Below are 19,549 nucleotides of genomic sequence, written 5' to 3'. Positions count from 1 at the left end.
GAGGAGATTTAATCTTTTATGGAAGAATCGAAAAATAATGACTCTAGGGGTAGAAAGCGTTCAAGTGGTTCTGCTGCCATTTTGCCTCATTTTGATAAACCTGTAAGAGTTCCTTTGGTTGCAGTACCATCGCATCCTATATTTCCGGGTATGCTTATTCCAATTATTATAGTCTCTGATACTGATATGAAAGCTGTTGATTATGTTAATAAGGGTAATGGTATTGTCTCCTTATTTGTTTTGCGTGATAAATTTTTAGAAAAGGCTGGCGACAAGAACGATAAAATAGCTATCAATTACAAGCGGGATGTTTATTCTGTTGGCATTACTGCTAAAATAGTGAAAAAAATCAATCTTCCTGATGGTGGATACAATATTTTTGTTTCAACTATTGACAGGGTTAAGCTTGTTAAGGTTGTTCTTAACGAAGATTTTCCCATAATTGAGGTTGATTATCTAAAACAGATTCCCGTTAGGAAGGATGACATACAGGCAAAAGCTATTTACAGCAGTATTTTACTTAGGACAAAAGAAATATTTTCACATAGAAAGATGCCTGAAGTTCAGTTAAATATGGTAAACATTGAGGATAAGGGTAGGTTGTGTGATGTTGTTGCAGGAATGATTTCATCTTCTAAGGAATCTCATCAAGAAGTTCTTGAAACTTTAAGTGTAAAGGACAGGCTTAAGAAGGTCTTGGAATTAATTTATGAGGAATTAAACTTAATTGAAATTCAAAACAAAATTACTAGGGGTATTCAAGAAAAGCTAGAAAAGCAACAAAAAGAATTCTTTTTAAAAGAACAGCTTAAAGCTATTAAGGCTGAACTTGGTTTAGGAGATGATAAGAATAGTGATTTTATGAAACTTAAGGGCAAAATTAATTCTTTAGCGTTGAAGGGTGAAGCGTTGGAAGCGGTTGAAAGAGAGCTTGAAAAGTTTTCATTTCTTGAGACAAATTCAGCGGAGTATATTGTGGTTAGGAATTATCTTGAACTTATTACCAATCTTCCCTGGGAAGAATCTAGGATTGATTTTGATAAGTTTGATTTGCAGAAAGCGAAAAAGATCTTGGATAAGACCCATTATGGTATGGGAGAAGTCAAAGATAGGATTATTGAGTATATTTCTGTCCTTAAGCTGAGGAAATCTCAAAGGGGGGCTATCATGCTTTTGGTTGGGCCTCCTGGAGTTGGTAAGACTTCAATAGGAACGGCTATTGCTAGGGTCCTTAAAACAAAATTTTTTAGATTTTCTGTGGGTGGTATGAGGGATGAGTCTGAGATTAAGGGGCATAGAAGGACTTATGTTGGTGCTTTACCTGGGAAGATTATTCAGGGATTAAGGATTACAAAAACGAATTCTCCCGTTTTTTTAATAGATGAGATTGATAAAGTTTCGGTGTCAAATTATGGTGATCCATTTTCGGTTCTTCTTGAGGTTTTAGATCCTGAGCAAAATATCAATTTCAGAGATCATTACCTTGACTTGCCTTTTGATGTTTCTAATGTGTTTTTTATTTTGACGGCTAATTCTGTTGAGACAATTCCTAATCCTTTATTAAATAGAATGGAAGTGATTCAGTTATCAGGATATGTTGATGATGAGAAAATAGAAATAGCAAGAAAGTATTTAATTTCTAAGGTTTTAAAGGAGAATGGAGTTAGTAAAGATTCTTTAAAATTTCAAGGATCAGCGCTCGTGCAGATCGTTAGGGAGTATGCAAGAGATAACGGGCTTAGAAATTTTGAAAAGTATATAAAGAAAATTGTAAGAAAAGTTGCAAGGAAGCTTGTTGAGGATGAATCTATTAGATCATACCAGATATCTAGGGAAAATCTGGAAGAATATATTGGGGTGCCTTTATTTAGAAAAGAGGAATTTTTAAATAAGGCCATGTCACCAGGTATGGTGATGGGTCTTGCTTGGACTAATTATGGTGGCTCAACCTTGATAATCGAGACTGTTAAAACTGAAGCCAAGTCTTCTGGAATTAAATTGACAGGTAGGTTAGGTGATGTTATGAAGGAATCTGCCAACATAGCTTTTACCTATGTGAACAGCATTAGAAATACTGTACGCATAAACAAGTCCTTTTTTGAGAAGTATATGATTCACTTGCATATCCCAGAAGGGGCTATTCCTAAAGATGGGCCTTCTGCTGGAATTACTATTGCCAGTGCTTTTATATCGCTAGCTCTTAATAAAGAGGTTAGACCTCATTTAGCTATGACCGGAGAATTGTCATTAACGGGTAATGTAATGGCTATTGGGGGGTTAAGAGAAAAAATAATTGCGGCTAAACGAAGTGGGGTTGAACATATTATTATTCCTAGTGCAAACAAAGTGGATCTGGATGAGATCCCCATCAATATCAAAAACGGAATAAATTTTCACTTGGTTAATAGTATGAGCGAGGTCATCAAGCTATTATTTTAAATATTTGGGTTAAGTTTTGTTACTTATCGGTATTGTCTTTAATTTTGGTATTTTTAGTGTTTCCATCTTGGGCTTGAATAGATAAATTAGCAGTGGAAGTAGTGTGAGTGAGGCAAGAGAGGTGGTTAGCATTGTAAAAGCTATTATGGTTCCAAGTGTTGCGATTATTTTGTAGGTGGAAAATATCAATGTTAGGAACCCTACACCTACCGAAATTGAATTTGCAAAAATTCCATTAAATACATTTGGAATTGATTCAAGTAAAGCTATTTTGTAATCATTTGCTTTTTGGTAGTTTAATTTGAATGCGTTAAAGAAGTGTATGGAGTAATCTACTCCTACACCCATGCTAACGGATGCAATTGTTGCTGTTGCAGGGTTTAGTGTTATACCGAAAAGTCTCATTACAGCAAAATTCAAGAATACGGACCATGCAACCGGAATCGCGATGATTATTCCAGTTTTAATTGATTTAAAGAATAGCATTAGCAATATCGTTATTGCACTAAGCGTTGTAATAATATTAGTGATTTGTTCTGCCACCATGGTCTTAGATATTAATATTTTGTCGTATGCTCCTGACAAGTGGTATTCATATCCTGGCATATGCTCATGAAGTAAATTGCTTACATAATCCGCGAAAATTTTTATTTCCTCAGTTGAATTTTTATCAATTCTTACAATGATTGATATTTGGGACCAATCGTCATTGACATACATTTTTGTCATGTTTCTCATGGAGCTACTTCTGCTGATAAGAAGGATTAGTTTATTTAATATGGATTGATTTTCAGGGAGTTTGTATTCGTTTGGATTTTCTTTCTTAAACTTAAAGTTCATAAATCTTATAATGCCGTTTATTGAACTAGATTGTGTTTTATCAGTAAATGAATCAATCTTATCCGTAATTAAGTCTAAATTTTGCATATTTTTTGAATTTTTGAATACACCAGGAGTGCCGTTGATTTCAATTTTAATAATTGAAATCCCTCCTATCTCCTTTTGCATCAAATTTAACGACTGCTTTACGCTTGTATATTCTTGAAAATAATCTTTCTCATCAAAGTTAATTTCTATTTTCAGAAGTCCTATGATAGATATGAATAAAATGAATAAAGTTATGATAGATGAGAGATATTTGTTACTTAATATCCAATTTGTGATCTTTTGATTTGTTGTTGAGAGGATTTCAAGAAAACTATTTCTTGAAATCTTACGTCCCTTTATTTCTTTATGTTTAAATGGTACATAGACTAATATTCCAGGTAATATTAATAAGGACATGCCCATTCCAATAGTTACTCCCATCGCCATAAAAATACCCATTGTTCTGTATGCTTGAATTGATGAAGTCATCAACGATAAAAAGCCAAGCGCTGTTGTAAGCGAGGTTAAAAGTATCGGCACTCTTAAAGTTTTTACTGTAGTAGTTATTGTTTCTATAGACAAAGGTTCCTTTTTTATTCTCTTAAGTATGCCATTTATTATGTGTACAGCGTTAGCACATCCAATCGAAATAAGTAGAACAACCATTGTGGTCTCTGGAACAGTAATAGGAGACCTTACAAGACCTTTAATTCCAAAAGTCCAAGCTAATGCAAATGTCGCAATGAGTACAGGTATGACGGCTCCTGCTATATGCTTTACAACAAAATAAAGCGATAAAATTACTACAAGAGTAGCCAATGGACCCAAGAAGATAAAGTCGTCAGCCATATAGTTGAGTATTTTTTCTCTTACCACAAGATCGCCTGTCAAATAAAGTTTAAGCTCATCAGTTTCATACTTTTTTATTGCAGCTTCCATCTCTTCAAGTTCGCTTTTTAGGCTTCGACTAAAATTTATTTTTTCGACTTCTGTGGGAACGACTATAAAATAAGTTAAAGTTTCATCATTGTTTAAAAACGTGTTTTTTACAAAAGACGTTGAATTTACTTTTTCTCTTATTTTAGCTATTTCTTCATCTGTGTATGTGTCTCTTTTAAATTGCGGAAAGTAAGTGAATATGCTTGTAACAGAGTTAGGTGTTACTTTTAATATATTGGTTATATCACTTGCTACTTTACTAATCTTTTCAAAGGTTTCCTTACGAAAAACACTCTTTTTATCTTTAAATAATACGATTGTCGATAAGAGTGAATTGCTTTTATCTATGTCTATTATTCTTTCAGTCTCTTCGGTTTTTGGAATAAGCTTCAAAATATTAGAGTCAAATTCTATGTTTTTCCAAAAAATTCCTAAAAAAACAGTTATCAATGTGGATAATAGGAATACAAGGATTCTGTATTTAATGGTTAGTTTTTCAAAATTCATTTCCGCCTCTTTATCTTGTTACTATGTTTATAAGCTTATCTTTAACCGTGATTATCTTCAGTATTTGTCTGTTTTCTATATTTTTCATGATTTTGCTATTTTTTAATGCAATTTCCCTAATATCATCCTCACTTGTACCTGTATTGATTACAATTTTGTCTCTTATTTTTCCATTGACTTGCAATGCAATCTCTTTCGTGTCATCAATAATGAGATTTGGATCATATTTTGGCCATTTCGCATTCTTAAACATGCTAGGTCTTCCTTTTATAAATTCCCACAACTCCTCCCCTAGGTGAGGTACAAAGGGAGATAATATGATAATAAAGGGCTTAAATATTTCTTTATAGTTTTTCTCATATTTCAAAAGTTCATTTACAAATATCATTAATGATGATATTGCAGTATTAAAACTTAATCTTTCTATATCTTCTGTCACTTTTTTTATTGTTTTGTGAAGTTCGGATATTACTTCCCTAGGCGCTGTCTGTGTTGTCAATTCTTTATTCTTGATAGTCCAAATCTTATTCAAGAATCTAAAAACCCCAATTAGTCCTTTTGTATTCCAAGGTTTTGAATCGGTTAAAGGGCCCATGAACATTTCATAAATTCTCATTGAGTCCGCTCCATATTCATTGATAATATCATCTGGATTTACGACATTTTTTAGCGATTTTGACATCTTAGCAACTATCTGCTTTAATTCTCTGTTATCACCTTTAGTAAAAAATTTGTTGCCTCTTTCTGTAACCTCATCATTGGGAACTAGAATTCCGTTTTCATCCTGATATGCAAATGATGTTATCATTCCTTGGTTTACAAGTTTTTTAAAAGGCTCTCTTGTATTAACGTACCCCAAGTCGTATAGCACTTTGTGCCAAAATCTTGCGTATAGGAGGTGTAACACTGAATGCTCAGCGCCTCCGATATAAAGATCAACTGGCAACCAGTAGTTAATTTTCTCTTTACTAGCAAATTCTTTTTCGTTATTTGGGTCAAGATATCGAATATAATACCAACAGGAACCTGCCCATTGAGGCATTGTATTTGTCTCTCTTTTGTATATTTTCCCGTTATATTCTACATTTACCCAATCGTGAACTCTGACTAAAGGAGATTCGCCTGTACCGGATGGTTTGTAATTTTCCACCTCTGGAAGTCTTAGCGGTAATTCACATTCTTCCAATGGAGTTGCATTTAGACTTTCATCAAGAATAATAGGAATAGGCTCACCCCAATATCTCTGTCTTGAGAAAATCCAATCTCTGATCTTGTAGTTAACCTTTTTCCTTCCCTTATTATTTTTAATGAGCCATTCTACTACTTTCTCTTTTGCTTCGCTAGTTTGCAGATTATTAAATTCTTCAGGTGCGTTAAAGGAGACGCCCTCCTCAATAAATGGCTTTTCCAATATTTCGTTATTTCCCAACTGTGAAACTACCACCTGTCTTATTTCTAGATTGTACTTTCTAGCAAATTTAAAATCTCTTTCATCATGAGCTGGAACACACATGACAGCACCAGTGCCATAAGATCCAAGTACATAGCTGCCTATCCATATTGGGATTTCTTCCTGGGTAATCGGATTAATAGCATATGCACCCGTGAATAACCCTGTTTTATCTTTCTCAAGGGAAGTCCTTTCAAGATCGCTTTTAAGGTATTCTTCATTTCTGTAATCTGATATAAAGGGTTTAAGTTCCTCTTTTGCTATTTTATCTACTATGTCATTTTCTGGTGCCAGTACTAAATACGTCGCCCCAAATATTGTATCTGGCCTTGTTGTAAATACTTTAATCCTTTCTTTGCTTCCCGCTACTTCAAATTCGATCTCAGCCCCTATTGATTTGCCGATCCAGTTCCTCTGCATCTCCTTAACCGATTCGGGCCAGTCCACCTCCTTAAGATCCTCAGCCAATCTTTCTGCATATTCTGTGATCTTAAGTACCCATTGTCTTAAGGGTTTCCTTTCTACCCTGTGGAGACCCCGCTCAGATTTTGGACCGCTAGGTGTCTGTATTACTTCTTCATTCGACAATACCGTTCCAAGATCAGGGCAATACCAAACAGGCATTTCTTTTGTATAAGCTAACCCCTTTCTGTACAATTTTAGAAATATCCATTGTGTCCATCTGTAGTAGCTCTCATTATGAGTTCTGATTTCCCTGTCCCAATCATATGCAAATCCTAAAGCCTTAATTTGTTCTTTAAATTTTTCAATATTATCTTCTGTTATCTTTTTCGGGTGATTGCCCGTTTGTATCGCATAATTTTCTGCAGGTAGTCCAAAGCTATCAAACCCCATCGGATGAAGCACGTTAAACCCGTTCAGAAGTTTATATCTTGCCAATATATCAGTTGCGGTGTAGCCCAAAGGGTGCCCGACATGGAGTCCATCGGCTGAGGGGTAGGGGAACATGTCAAGAATGTAAATCCTCTTTTCTTTGGGAACATTGGGATCTTCATCAACCCTATACGTCCTATTTCTATCCCAGTAGTCTTGCCATCTTTTCTCTATCTTTCTAAAGTCGTATCCAGACATCCGCTCCTCAGTAAACTAATCTTTGTTCTAAAATTATCAAGCCACCCTCAAATTCTATAGCTATTTCATTAAAAAATAAACCAACTTCCCACCATCTTGAATATGAAGGCAAAATCACCCCTGATCATGCTGTGGACTGGACTTGAACCAGCACGAGCTTTCGCCCACTAGCCCCTCAAGCTAGCGTGTCTACCACTTCCACCACCACAGCGTACAAGCAATTATATTTTTTATTCAAAATCTTTGTCAACTTTTTGTATTTTTTTCCTTTTTATAAAAACCCCGATCAAAATGATTATCGTCAAAATAACAAATGTTATTAATAGTATTGTTTTTATTTTAGGAAATATCATCTTAAATGACGCCCCTACTTTAAAACTTAATGTGAAATAAACTGTGATTGATGTGATAGCTGCGAGGAAGTCGGCTAGGAGAAAATGACGAGGTCTCATGTTTCCCATTCCTGCTGATATAAATATTGCATTTCTGACCCCAAATGGAATGAATCTTCCAAAGAAGAGAGTTAAACTCCCATATCGCCCATAATAATAGTTCATTGTATTGATGAGTTTGTTAGCTTTTAGCTTATGTTTGAATAACTTATAAGCTAAAAATTTTCCTATATAGAACGAAATTATATCTCCAATATAGGCTCCCCAGAAAATTCCTAAAAATATTAAGGTTGTGTACTCATTTTTTCGGCTGGAGAGCACGCCTCCCATTATTACTATCGCATCTTCGGAGATTGGGATATTAAATCCTGCAAGAATAAGTAGTGTAAAAAACACCACGGGAGCGTAACCTATGTTGAGATCTATAAATTCCAGTATCACATGCATAAGCTCTCGTTATTTTTCTCTTGTTTTATACGTTAAATACAAGCTAATTAACGTGAGGTACAGAAAGTAAAAAATCATTAGCATTTTTGATGTATCTAGATAAGCTTTTGGTAGCTTCATGAATATTGTCAATATGAAGGCAAAAGAAGTTAATACTGTTAAGGTAATTGTTAGAAGTCTAAATTCCTTGGTTTTTGACGGATAAACAAATTTAATCGGTGCGAAACTTAAAGTAGTGCACATTACTATTATAGTAAAATTTACGGTTTGCCCTATGTCGAAAATGAGATTGAAAATTATTAACAAATTCCATAAAGATGGAAATCCCCTAAAGAAATCATCGCTTGTTTTTGCATCTGTTCTTGAAAATTGATATGCCGATGCTAACAAAACACCAATGCAAGCTACTATTTTGTGTTCATTTTTTAAAAAAGCGCCGTTATAAAGAAATACTGTGGGGACGAATGCATAATTTATATAGTCTACAATATTGTCAAGAAGTGCGCCATCAATTGTTGGTATTAATTCTTTGACCTTAAGCTTTCTTGCTAATGTACCGTCAATTCCATCAATCAGAAGGCCAATAACGGTAAGCCTTAATAAAAGAGAATAATTTTCATTCACTATGGCAATTATCGAGCAGAGGCCAACTATTAACCCAGATGCTGTTAAAATATGTATTGTCCAAGCTAAGAGGAGGTTTAATTTTTTCAAAAGCCTGTCCCTTTGTTAAAATAATTGTCTTACGTCCTCAAGACGTTCTTTGAATATACTAATTGTATTCTCTATTGTTGATCTTAACGTTAAATCAACTCCGGTGATTTTTAAAGAATCTAAGGGATATTTTGAGCCTCCTGTTTTTAAAAATTCCATGTAGTCCTTAATTGCATCCTCCTTGTTCTCTTTTATATTCTTATATATTAAAAGAGCAGCCGTAATACCCGTGGCATATTGATACACATAGAAGGGTGAATAAAAATGAGGAATTCTGAGACATTCTAGAGAACTATTCTCATCAAACTTAAGGCTTGAGCCAAAATATTTTTCCAGTAACTTTGCATAAGTTGTCTTTAACGTATCTTTTACCACAGGTTCATCTTTGTTAATCATATCATGAATAATATATTCAAATTCGGCAAACATTGTTTGTCTGAAGAATGTTGCAAGTAGATCATCAATTTGGGTTAGTTTTATGTATTTTATTTTTTCAATGTCTTTTTCATTTTGCAGCAAGTAATCTGCAAGTATTTGTTCATTCACTGTGGACGCTATTTCTGCTTCAAAAATAGAGTATTGATAATGAGGGAATGGATTATTTTTAATGCTGAAATAAGAATGCATAGAATGACCTGCCTCATGTGCCAGAGTAAACATTTCTCTTATAGATTCGTCCTTATAATTCATGAGTATATAAGGCCTGCCATTGTAGGACCCTGCACTAAAGGCTCCGGATCTTTTTCCCTTATTTTCATATTTATCAACCCATCGATCTTCAAAAAATCCTTTTCTAAGCATTTCAGCATATTCAACCCCTAGTATTTCTAGAGATTGCAAGATTTTATCACAAGCATCATGAAAAGAATTTTTAAACTTGACGTCTTTCGTTAAAGGGACGTAAACATCATAGTGATTAAGATATTCCTGATTGAGTATGTTTTTTCTAAACTCATAATATTCATGGACGGCAGACAAATTTTCACTAACTGTTTCAATTAAATTTGTGTAAACCTTTCTGTCAATGTTATTGCCAAAGAGCTTCATTGAAATAGTGTCTTCAAATTTTCTCGTTCTGGCCAAAAACTTGCTTTTATTCATATCAGCAATTAAAAGATTAGACAACGTGTTTTCATGTTTTCGATATTCTTTATAAAATTTAAAAAAGGCCTCTCTCCTTATCTCCTGGTTTTCATTGTGAAGAAATAAGCTATAAGTGGAATTAGTTAAAGGACTTCCCTCAACCTCTCCAAATTCCATATCAGCATTGGTTAAAGCAGAAAATATATCATTATAAGACGAGTAAAGGGATGTATAGTTGGCCAATATTTTCTCTTCATCTTCGCTCAGAACATGTTCTTTTTCTCTTAAGATTCTTTCAACAGCTATTTTTTTATCTTTAAGTTCTGTATTTTCAATCCACTCCTTTATCTGTTTTGTGTCTGATTTCAATATTTTTGGAATAAAAAACGAAGTGGCATTTGATACTTCTGTTTCTAGATTAACATTCGTTGTGCGAAGCTCATTTGAAATTTTACTACTTACATCTGTTTCCAACCGAAGATGGGTGTAATAATTTGTTCTCTCTAGTGCCTCTCCAATTTCGTAATAAGCATTTAAAGCCTGCTTGAATGTACTTAAATCAAATTCTAGGTTCTCATACATGCGAAACTTTTCAAGCTTTAATTTAATCTCTTTGACCCCCTGTCTGTATTCTTCATCATTTTTAAAGAGGGAAGATAAATCCCATTTATCACCCTCATCGACCTTACTTCTATCTATCACTGAATTTTCCCCTTTACTTAACACGACAGCAACCGTAGCTACGAATAGTAACCATTTTAAATCTTTGCTTCCGATTTTACAAGAAACGAAAGATTTACATATGAGAGATTCTTGAGTTTTGGTATTAAGCGAAACGCTCTATTATAAAATTCTTAAATTTCGTAAATGCAATTCCTCTGTGAGATATTTTATTTTTTTCTGCAAGACTTAACTCGCTGAGTCTTTTATTGTTATTAGTTAGGAATATTGGATCATATCCAAATCCATTTTTTTGATAACAATTAATGTCAGAAGCAATGCTACCAGTAAAGACACCCTCAAAGGTGCTTATTTGTCCGTCAGTTGAAATATGACTAACCATACACACAAAATATGCTTTTCTATCTGTCTTATGCTTCATCAAGTCGATAATGAGTTGATTTTTTTCGTGAGCATTGAGTTTTTTCCCAAGTTTATATTTTCCATACCTTTTAGAATAAATGCCAGGTTCTAGGTCCAAGGCCTCAATGCAGAGACCAGAATCTTCGCTAAATACATGATATTTTTTGCCCAGGGCTTCAAACAGAGCTTTCGCTTTGATTAAAGAATTTTCTTTAAAAGTTGTACCTGTTTCCTGTATATCAAAATTTTTGGGAACTTCAATTTTTATGTTATGAATGTTTAAAATTTTCTTAACTTCTTTTACCTTGTTTATGTTTGCAGTTGCAAAGAATAATGTTCTCATTGTATAAATAGTAAACCATTTATTTTGGTTTGTGTGTTTGTAATTCACTTTTATCGCTGCCATTTTGGTTGTTTTATTTATTGATTCGTGAATTGTTATGAGATAATGATTACATGGAAAGCGGATTTTGAAAAAATAGTATTTTTCAATGGTTGGGGTCTGAGGTTGGGGTTGGGTTTATCAAAAAAGCTTTATAAGGGTAGCGAGGTAGGGTTTTGATGAGAAAGAAAATGAGATATAAAGTTGCCTTGTTTTTTAAGGGATTGGGTAGGATCTTTTTTTCAATCCTTAGCTCTTTTCTTAAATTTTTGAATGATACTTATTCTTTTTTTAGCCAAAATATTAGCTTTATGATTGTCCCTCATGTTAAAGGGAATGTTAAGAATATAAAAATTTCTTTCTTAACTCTTTTTTTGTTTTTTCTATTTTTTCTTATCATTTTTGTAGGATTTGTTTTGCTAGCTGTTAATTACGTTGCTCTTACGGCTGTTGTTAGGTCTACTGAAAAAAATTATGAACTTGCGGAGACTGAGATTGAAGATTTTAGAAATACAGTCGTTGAGATTAATGCTGTTGCTAATACTTTTTCTAAAGTGTTAGATGAGCTCAGGACTGCCTTGAAAATAAAGGAGAGTAGTATTGATTTGACCCGTAGCAAATTAGATGGCGATCTTGCGGATTTTCTTGATTTACAAGTATTGGAGGCTAATGCAGTTAAAGAATTGAGTGATCTTAAAAATGTCAAAAGTACAATAGAGGGTTCTGTTCCTCCTCTTAAGAGCATAGTTAAATTACTTCATTCACAAAACAAGTTGTTAAATGATATTCCCTCGCTTTGGCCTATTGTTAAGGGGGATGGTATTATTTCCTTGCATTTTGGGCCAGCCATCGAGCCTTTTACAAGGCAATGGTATATTCACAAGGGAATAGACCTTGCGGGTGTGAGAATTGGGACAGCTATTGTTGCAGCCGCTGATGGAGAGATAATCAGAGCTAGTCATCAGTCAACTGGCTATGGTAATTTTGTTCAAATTAAGCATAAGTATGGGCTTTCAACTCTTTACGCACATCTGTCTCGCTTAAACGCCTCAAAAGGTTCCTACGTCAAGAAAGGGCAGGTGATTGGATTTCTTGGGCAAACAGGGTATTCTACAGGGCCCCATCTTCACTATGAAGTCCGCATAGGATCTCAGGTTGTAAATCCGGATATGTATTTAAATCTATCAACAGGAGCTTCAAAGTAGATGTTGAATTTTTTGAGTTTAAATAATAAGAAGACAGCGTCAACTTTTGTTTTTGATGAAATTAAAACAATAGTTGGGAAGAATGATTTTTTTAAGGGAGAATTAATTTCAAATAATTTTATTCGTATTGACGGCGATTTTCTTGGCAACATTAGTTCTAACAAGAGAGTCATAATAGGCGAAACAGGGAGAATTAAGTCAAACATTAACGCAGATGAGATTGTTGTTTCTGGAGTAGTTTTTGGAAACATTTATGCTGACAATAAAGTTAAGGTTTTTCAGTCAGGATGTGTTATTGGCAATATTTCTTGTAGGTCAATTGAAGTTGAGGAAGGTGCAATTATCGATGGATACATGAATATTGGTACTGGTAACCTTGGACTTTCTGAGAAAGATGTGTTTATTTATACAGGTTCTTATAAGGTAGATGAGGACATTTTAATTGAAGTAAACAAGGATATGAAAGGAGAGCGGGTTGTTAGGAATTTTCAAATGGATGAGAGTAATAAATACTTATTCAATGGTGTGAGTAAGATCGATGAAGATTAATAATTTAGTAGCGGGTGCTTTAAGTCTTGAACAAAGAGATTATAAGAGAAATAAGAGAAGGGTTGATGTTGGTAAATCAAATGTTTTCTCTTCGGTATTTAGGTCAGAATTTGTAAGAGAAGATAAGCGTTTTATTTTGCTTGAAAATGGTGAATTTAATATTGATTTTATTAAGAATATGTTAGATGAGATTAATGATATTGGTGAAAAGTTGTTAAGCGAGCCCTCTCGTCAGAATGTAATTTTTTACAAAAAAACCATAGCAGAATTTTTATCTATTGTTCTATCGTCTTCTGTCTCTCTTAAAGAGCAAAAGGGAGGTAACAGTGGAGAGATAAAGAGACCCAAGTATCGCATTATTAAAATTATTAATGAAAAGCTCGATAATCTTGCCTATTCAGTTCTGCAAAATCAAGTTTCTCAAATTAAGCTTTTAAGTAGTCTTGAAGAAATACAGGGATTACTTGTAAATTTGCTTAGATGAGCAATTTGCTTTGATTTTATGAGGTGTTGTTTGCGTATTGAGTGGCGCTTTTGTACGTAGGGGTAATGTAGGAGGTAGAGGTTATGCGATGGTTGTTTATAATTTATTCTTTGGTTGTTTTGTTTCTATTTCAAAGTTGTTATGCTGCCTTTATTTGAGTTTATGACAAAAAGGGGTGTTATTGAAAATTGTGTGTTGTTTCTGTTGAGGCGGTGCCTTCGATTTTTAAAGGGAGGATGTTAAATACCCTCCCTTTAATTAAACTAAATATTTTTGTGCTATCTCTGAAAAAGTTTTTATTTGGTCATTTTTCCATTCTTCAGATTTACCAAGTTTCTGCATCATGATCTCAGCAACTCTCGGTGTAGCTTCAATTGTGGCTTTTGCGTTCAGTAGCAGTGATCTTGTCCTCCTTGCTAAAACGTCTTCTACCGTTTTTGCTTGTTCAAATTCAATAGCAAATGTGATTTGAGCTTCGTTTAATGATAAATCTGCATGAATTTTATTGTTAAAGCCTTCCATTTCACTTAAAATTTTAAAATCACTCCCATAGACTCTAAAGGGTTCAGGAATCTTTAGCACGTCCTCCCTTTCCATGTATCCGTGCAACTTTAAACTTCCTGTAATAGAAGTTGAGGAAGGTATCAATTTTTCATCTATTGCTTTTCCCAGCGTCTTTTCAGCCATCTTTCTGAAGGTGGTATATTTCCCTCCAGCAATTGTAATGAGATTCGAGTTTGAGATAAATATTTTCTCGTCTCTTGATATTTTTGAGGTGTTTTGCTCTCCTTTAGGATCTACTATAAGAGGTCTAATCCCTGTGTAAACGCTCTTGACATCGCTCTTATTTATTTTAACATCTAAACAAGCGTTCATATTGTCTATTATGAATTCAATCTCACTTTCCAGGCTCTTGGGTTCTTCTTCAATTTTGTCTACCGGGACATCTGTGCTTCCGCAAACAACCCCATCGTGCCAAGGTAGCGCAAATAAGACTCTATTATCACTTGTCTTGGGTATAAGCATTGCATAGTCTGTATGGAATTTATCTTTTCCGATTATCAGATGTGTTCCTTGAGATGGTCTAATAATATCGGGGGCGTTAGGATCATCTATTTTCCTAATTTCATCTGCAAAGAATCCTGTTGCATTGATTATACATTTACTCTTTATAACAACTTGTTCATCAGACATTCTGTCTTTAATAACAGCCCCTGATATTTTGCCATTCTCCTTGGTAAACTTTACAAGTTCCGTATAATTAAGCGCAATACCGCCTTTTTCAATAAAAGTTCTAAGCATGCTTATTGCCATTCTAGCGTCATCAAAAGAATCGTCATAGTATAGGACTGAGCATTTAAGGCCTTCTGTTTTAATGTTTGGTATTTTCTCTATTGTTTCAGATTTTGATAGCAGTCTTGTTTTGTACTTGGCTTTTTTATACTCCCCAAGAAGGTTATGATACCAACTTAACCCAAAATAGTAATAAGGTAGGCTAAAAATGTTATATATGGGCGTAACAAAAGCGCACTCATTAACTAGATGAGGAGCATTTTGCTCAAGTAAGGCTTTTTCATGCAATGCTTCCTTTACCAAAGGTATATTAAATTGAGCCAAATACCTTACACCACCATGTATCAGCTTGGTCGATTTTGAAGATGTGCCCTTCGCATAATCGAACTTTTCAATAAGCAACGTCTTATATCCTCTTGTGATAGAATCTATCGCGATACCCAGACCCGTTGCCCCCCCGCCGATTATTATCAGTTCAAAATCCTGATCAGCGAGACCCTTTAACTCTTTTTTTTCATTTTCTCCACTCATAAAAACTAAATATTCTCCTTATTATTAACAAATTTACTTGCTTACAAAGTCTAACACCAGATCGGGAAAGTCTGTAAACACTCCATCTACCCTTGCCTTGTTGAATAGTAAATTTAGCAATTCATTCGGCTCCTTTATATAGGAAGGCAGTGCATCGATCCTCACAGTGTAAGGATGAACTTCCATTTTATGTTTGTGTGCCAAGGAAGTGAGTCCTGTTACCTTTCCATCAATTATGACTTGGGGTATCCAGGGACCAATTCCGTCAGAGTATTTTGCAACTTCTGCCATACCTTCTTCTGATTTAATGTATTCATAGTCAGTTGGAGCTTCATTCCAGTCGTTCTCGCCAATAAGCATTACAAGCTTCCCTTTATAACCAAGCTCTTCTCTTATTCTCTTAAGTTCATCAAAGTCAAATACTTGAAGATAAATATTGTCTTCTTTTGACTTATAACCGTACTTATTTAAAACCTCTATCACGATTTTAGATATGTCTTTACCCTGTTGTTTGTGCCAAAAGGGTTTTTTAATCTCAGGATAAATTCCGACATTTCTTCCTGTACTTTTGTTTAATCCCTGTATAAACTGTATCTCCTCTTCCAAAGTTGGGATTTGGAAATTGTATTCGTTTAAAGGAAATCGGGTAGGATATATTGGTTTTCCAGTTTTAGGATCAAATCTCTCTTTAAGTTTGAGTGATTTGATTTCTCTTAATGTGAAGTCGACGGAATAATATCTGCCGTCTTCTCTGATCCTTCTTGGAAAAACCTCCGCGACATTTGTTGTTGTATCAATTTCTGGATCGTGCATTATAATGGGTATGTCATCTTTCGTTAGAACAACGTCCTGTTCTAGGTAATTAGCACCCAAAGCGTGTGCGTATGCTTTAGCCTCCAGAGTATGCTCTGGCAAGTAGCCACTAGCGCCTCTATGAGCTATAACCAGAGGCGATGCCTTGTTTGTGCCTACTCTTTTTTTCTTCTCACAAGAAATAACGAGAAGGGAGACTATTACGAACAGTAATAATCTGGGGTTTATTTGTTTCATATTGAACCTCTCATATATAATCCTACATTATATATTTGTTAACCTTCTATTTCCATGTAATTATTATGTTCTTTCATTGATTTTGTTTTTTGTCTATTTTTTTCTCTTGTCCAAACGTTAGGCTTATGAATATGATTGCAAGTAGGCAAGAAATTACTAACAAATAAAAATAGACATCCCAATTAAAGTATTGCAACACAAATCCTGTAATAGCACTGGCGGCTACAGAACCTCCTATATATCCAAATAGCCCAGTAAATCCTGCAGCGGTACCAGCGGCCTTCTTGGGTGCAAGATCAAGAGCATGAAGTCCAATCAACATAACAGGTCCGTAAATTAAGAATCCTATTATTGCCAAAAGAGTAGTTGTAAGTGTCGGAGTATTTTCTGGTAATTGCCAATAGATAACGACTGCAACAAGAGTAGCAGCCATGAAAATTATTCCAGTCTCAGTTCTTCTCCCCTTAAAGACCTTGTCGGATATCCATCCACAGATTATTGTACCAGGGATAGCTGAAAACTCATAAAGTGAATAAGCCCACCCTGAATTTTTTATAGAAAAGCTTTTCACCTGTAATAGATATGTAGGCGCCCAGTCCAGTACACCGTATCTGACAAAGTATACAAATGCATTAGCAATGGCTATGTACCAGAGTAAATTATTATTAAGAACATATTTTACAAATATATCTTTTGCGTTAAGTTCTTCTTCTGCTTTCTTTGTGTAGTTCTCAGGATAGTCGTTTTTATATTCTTCAATTGGGGGTAGGCCTACAGATTGAGGAGTATCCCTTAGTGTAAGAAGAACGAATATTGCAATTCCCACAACTATACCCGCTGGTACATAAAGCACAGCCTCCCATTCATTAAAGTGGAGTAATGCCCAAGACGATATGATCCCAGAGAAAGCTGCTCCTGTATTGTGAGCCACGTTCCAGGTGGCAACAGTTATTCCTCTCTCTTTTGTTGACCACCAGTGAACCATAGTACGTCCACAAGCGGGCCATCCCATGCCTTGAACCCATCCATTCAAGAACATTAGAGTAAACATGAGCGTTACAGCTGCTATAGTGTCGATTGCTTTCCATGGAAATAAACCAAAAGTGACGGTGATTGCTGCTGTTAACAGTAATCCAAGTGATAAAAAATATCTGGGATTACTTCGGTCTGAGACGTTCCCCATTATAAATTTAGAGAAGCCATATGCAATTGAAACTCCGGACAATATTACACCCAATTGGCCTTTCCCGAAACCAACCTTCTCAAGCTCTGGCATAGCAAATGAGAAAATCTTTCTCGTCAAATAAAAACCGGCATATCCAATAAATATCGATGCGAATATTTGAAGTCTCAACCTTCTATATAGAGAATCCTCTATGTCCTTGTCTACTCTTTTTATGTGGGGTGCCGGACTTAGAAGACTAAATAACTTTTTCATACCCATCTCCCTATGTTACAAATAAAAACTCGTTGAATATTAAACACAGAATTTCAAACTCACTAGCCTGTCAATATTTCTGCTAGACCAGTGAGGTTAGTTTTATTTAATCCAAGCTTTCGCTCTATTAATTACTTTGCTCCAATTATAAAGCAAATCTTCTCTTTTGCTTTTTTCCATTGAGGGCTCAAAGATTTTATCCGATTTCCAGAGGTCTGTAATTTCTTCGGCACTTTCCCAGTAACCTACAGCAAGCCCTGCAAGATATGCAGCCCCAAGGGCAGTTGTTTCTGTAATTTTAGGCCTTACAACGTTGCATTGTAAAATATCAGCTTGAAATTGCATTAGTAAGTTATTTTTACTAGCTCCTCCGTCAACTCTAAGCTCTTGTATTTCGAAGTTTTGAACGGAATCCTTCATTGCTGTTAGTACATCAAAGCTTTGCAGCGCAATGCTTTCAAGGGCGGCTCTTGTGATGTGTGCTTTTGTTGACCCCCTTGTAAGTCCGATAATTGTTCCTCTAGCGTAGGAATCCCAGTGAGGCGCTCCAAGACCTACGAATGCGGGAACGAAATAAATTCCCCCATTGTCACTTACTGAAGCTGCTAGCGCTTCTGCTTCAGAGCTTTTTCTGAAAAGTTCAAGATTATCCCTTAGCCATTGAACTACAGCTCCTCCGATGAAAACACTTCCTTCAAGGACATAAGTTGTTAAGTCGTTTATTCTCCATGCAATTGAGGTTAAAAGATTCTTATCATTAATAATGGCTTCCCCACCTATATTAACAGTGGCAAAGCATCCAGTTCCGTATGTATTTTTAGCCATTCCCTTTTTAAGGCAAGCCTGTCCAAATGTTGCGGCAAATTGATCGCCAGCAATTCCTGAAATGGTTATTTCTGCTCCAAACAGTGAGGAATCAGTTTTACCATATATTTCAGAGCTTTGTCTAAGATCAGGTAAAATTGCTTTTGGTATGTCCAACATCTGCAAAATCTCTTCATCCCATTCAAGCGTTTTTATATCTAAAAGTAGAGTTCTCGATGCGTTAGAGTAATCAGTAATATGTGCCTTCCCCTTAGTAAGGTTCCATATTAGCCAAGTGTCTATTGTCCCAAAGCACAATTCCCCCTTTTCCGCTCGTTCTCTTGCTCCCGCAACATTGTCTAGTATCCATTTTATTTTTGTACCACTAAAGTAGGCATCCAATACAAGACCTGTTTTTTTTAAAATAATTTTATCTTTTCCTTCTGCTCTGAGTTTATCGCAGATCGATGCTGTTCTCCTGTCTTGCCAGACTATTGCATTATAAATCGGGTGTCCTGTACTTCTATCCCAGATAATGGTAGTTTCTCGTTGATTTGTAATTCCAATTGCTGCAATTTCACTGGGAAAAGTTCTTGCATTTGCTAATGCCTCTGCTACAACCCCTAGTTGAGATCCCCATATCTCATTAGGGTCATGTTCAACCCAACCTGCTTGTGGGTAAATTTGTGTAAATTCTTTTTGTGCGAGCCCCTTTATGTTAGCATTCTTGTCAAATACTATTGCTCTTGAACTAGTAGTGCCTTGGTCAATAGATAGGATATACTTCATGATAATTTCTC

Annotated in this window: 14 protein-coding genes and 1 tRNA gene; 4 read left to right on the top strand and 11 right to left on the bottom strand. The window is 35.1% G+C overall.

All coding sequences use genetic code 11. The features are described from left to right. Positions 1 to 18 precede the first annotated feature (18 nt). A complete protein-coding gene (gene lon, locus LKV13_RS01255) occupies positions 19 to 2,439 on the top strand; it encodes an endopeptidase La (protein WP_229088808.1) in 2,421 nt (806 codons plus the stop codon). A gap of 9 nt (positions 2,440 to 2,448) precedes the next feature. On the opposite strand, the gene LKV13_RS01250 is transcribed toward lon, so the two are convergent. The 7 genes from LKV13_RS01250 to rdgB all read right to left on the bottom strand — a co-directional run bounded on the left by LKV13_RS01250 (position 2,449) and on the right by rdgB (position 11,356). Continuing rightward, on the bottom strand, positions 2,449 to 4,752 hold the full coding sequence (locus LKV13_RS01250) for an efflux RND transporter permease subunit (RefSeq protein WP_229088807.1): 2,304 nt from the start codon (positions 4,750 to 4,752) through the stop codon (positions 2,449 to 2,451). Positions 4,753 to 4,762: 10 nt separating this feature from the next. Continuing rightward, on the bottom strand, positions 4,763 to 7,294 hold the full coding sequence (gene leuS / locus LKV13_RS01245; RefSeq protein WP_229088806.1) for a leucine--tRNA ligase: 2,532 nt from the start codon (positions 7,292 to 7,294) through the stop codon (positions 4,763 to 4,765). 127 nt (positions 7,295 to 7,421) lie between these two features. Further along, a tRNA-Leu gene (locus LKV13_RS01240) sits at positions 7,422 to 7,505 on the bottom strand. Between the two features lie 19 nt (positions 7,506 to 7,524). Continuing rightward, positions 7,525 to 8,133, bottom strand: a complete 609-nt coding sequence (locus LKV13_RS01235; protein WP_229088805.1) for a DedA family protein — start codon at positions 8,131 to 8,133, stop codon at positions 7,525 to 7,527. A gap of 9 nt (positions 8,134 to 8,142) precedes the next feature. Next, complete coding sequence (locus tag LKV13_RS01230) at positions 8,143 to 8,847, bottom strand: CDP-alcohol phosphatidyltransferase family protein (protein ID WP_229088804.1); 705 nt, start codon at positions 8,845 to 8,847, stop codon at positions 8,143 to 8,145. Positions 8,848 to 8,862: 15 nt separating this feature from the next. Beyond that, positions 8,863 to 10,632 carry an oligoendopeptidase F gene (pepF, locus tag LKV13_RS01225; RefSeq protein ID WP_229088803.1) on the bottom strand — a complete coding sequence of 590 codons (1,770 nt, stop codon included), beginning with the start codon at positions 10,630 to 10,632 and terminating at the stop codon, positions 8,863 to 8,865. Between the two features lie 124 nt (positions 10,633 to 10,756). Further along, positions 10,757 to 11,356, bottom strand: coding sequence for an RdgB/HAM1 family non-canonical purine NTP pyrophosphatase (gene rdgB, locus LKV13_RS01220; protein WP_229088802.1), 600 nt, complete (start codon positions 11,354 to 11,356; stop codon positions 10,757 to 10,759). Positions 11,357 to 11,574: 218 nt separating this feature from the next. Between rdgB and LKV13_RS01215 the strand changes: the two genes are divergently transcribed. Genes LKV13_RS01215 through LKV13_RS01205 form a run of 3 tightly spaced genes read left to right on the top strand, consistent with a single transcriptional unit; the run spans position 11,575 to position 13,633 of the window. Next, a complete protein-coding gene (locus LKV13_RS01215) occupies positions 11,575 to 12,600 on the top strand; it encodes a M23 family metallopeptidase (RefSeq protein ID WP_229088801.1) in 1,026 nt (341 codons plus the stop codon). After that, on the top strand, positions 12,601 to 13,149 hold the full coding sequence (locus tag LKV13_RS01210) for a bactofilin family protein (protein ID WP_229088800.1): 549 nt from the start codon (positions 12,601 to 12,603) through the stop codon (positions 13,147 to 13,149). Beyond that, the gene (locus tag LKV13_RS01205; protein WP_229088799.1) at positions 13,139 to 13,633 is read left to right on the top strand and encodes a DUF327 family protein; all 495 of its coding nucleotides are present in this window, start codon (positions 13,139 to 13,141) and stop codon (positions 13,631 to 13,633) included. The genes LKV13_RS01210 and LKV13_RS01205 overlap by 11 nt, the downstream gene beginning before the upstream one ends. Positions 13,634 to 13,891: 258 nt before the next feature. On the opposite strand, the gene LKV13_RS01200 is transcribed toward LKV13_RS01205, so the two are convergent. From LKV13_RS01200 to glpK, 4 genes are all read right to left on the bottom strand, one after another. Then, the gene (locus LKV13_RS01200) at positions 13,892 to 15,457 is read right to left on the bottom strand and encodes a glycerol-3-phosphate dehydrogenase/oxidase (protein WP_229088798.1); all 1,566 of its coding nucleotides are present in this window, start codon (positions 15,455 to 15,457) and stop codon (positions 13,892 to 13,894) included. A 33-nt stretch (positions 15,458 to 15,490) separates the two neighbouring features. Further along, complete coding sequence (gene glpQ, locus LKV13_RS01195) at positions 15,491 to 16,507, bottom strand: glycerophosphodiester phosphodiesterase (RefSeq protein WP_229088797.1); 1,017 nt, start codon at positions 16,505 to 16,507, stop codon at positions 15,491 to 15,493. Positions 16,508 to 16,580: 73 nt separating this feature from the next. Beyond that, positions 16,581 to 17,945, bottom strand: a complete 1,365-nt coding sequence (glpT, locus tag LKV13_RS01190; RefSeq protein ID WP_229088796.1) for a glycerol-3-phosphate transporter — start codon at positions 17,943 to 17,945, stop codon at positions 16,581 to 16,583. A gap of 102 nt (positions 17,946 to 18,047) precedes the next feature. Next, positions 18,048 to 19,538 (bottom strand): glycerol kinase GlpK, encoded by a 1,491-nt coding sequence (gene glpK, locus LKV13_RS01185; protein WP_229088795.1) that lies wholly within the window; start codon positions 19,536 to 19,538, stop codon positions 18,048 to 18,050. Positions 19,539 to 19,549 lie beyond the last annotated feature (11 nt).

The organism is Candidatus Borrelia undatumii (assembly GCF_020882015.2).
Taxonomy (GTDB): Bacteria; Spirochaetota; Spirochaetia; order Borreliales; family Borreliaceae; genus Borrelia.
Note: the sequence above shows the minus strand (reverse complement) of the source record. Positions and strands in the feature narration are given on the sequence as shown.

What these genes read in the sequence shown, in the direction of transcription:
- LKV13_RS01250 (WP_229088807.1), bottom strand. Translation starts at nt 4,752, where the DNA reads ATGAATTTTGAAAAACTAACCATTAAATACAGAATCCTTGTATTCCTA.
- lon (WP_229088808.1), top strand. Translation starts at nt 19, where the DNA reads ATGGAAGAATCGAAAAATAATGACTCTAGGGGTAGAAAGCGTTCAAGT.
- LKV13_RS01205 (WP_229088799.1), top strand. Translation starts at nt 13,139, where the DNA reads ATGAAGATTAATAATTTAGTAGCGGGTGCTTTAAGTCTTGAACAAAGA.
- LKV13_RS01235 (WP_229088805.1), bottom strand. Translation starts at nt 8,133, where the DNA reads ATGCATGTGATACTGGAATTTATAGATCTCAACATAGGTTACGCTCCC.
- glpK (WP_229088795.1), bottom strand. Translation starts at nt 19,538, where the DNA reads ATGAAGTATATCCTATCTATTGACCAAGGCACTACTAGTTCAAGAGCA.
- LKV13_RS01210 (WP_229088800.1), top strand. Translation starts at nt 12,601, where the DNA reads ATGTTGAATTTTTTGAGTTTAAATAATAAGAAGACAGCGTCAACTTTT.
- leuS (WP_229088806.1), bottom strand. Translation starts at nt 7,294, where the DNA reads ATGTCTGGATACGACTTTAGAAAGATAGAGAAAAGATGGCAAGACTAC.
- glpT (WP_229088796.1), bottom strand. Translation starts at nt 17,945, where the DNA reads ATGAAAAAGTTATTTAGTCTTCTAAGTCCGGCACCCCACATAAAAAGA.
- glpQ (WP_229088797.1), bottom strand. Translation starts at nt 16,507, where the DNA reads ATGAAACAAATAAACCCCAGATTATTACTGTTCGTAATAGTCTCCCTT.
- rdgB (WP_229088802.1), bottom strand. Translation starts at nt 11,356, where the DNA reads ATGAGAACATTATTCTTTGCAACTGCAAACATAAACAAGGTAAAAGAA.
- LKV13_RS01215 (WP_229088801.1), top strand. Translation starts at nt 11,575, where the DNA reads ATGAGAAAGAAAATGAGATATAAAGTTGCCTTGTTTTTTAAGGGATTG.
- LKV13_RS01200 (WP_229088798.1), bottom strand. Translation starts at nt 15,457, where the DNA reads ATGAGTGGAGAAAATGAAAAAAAAGAGTTAAAGGGTCTCGCTGATCAG.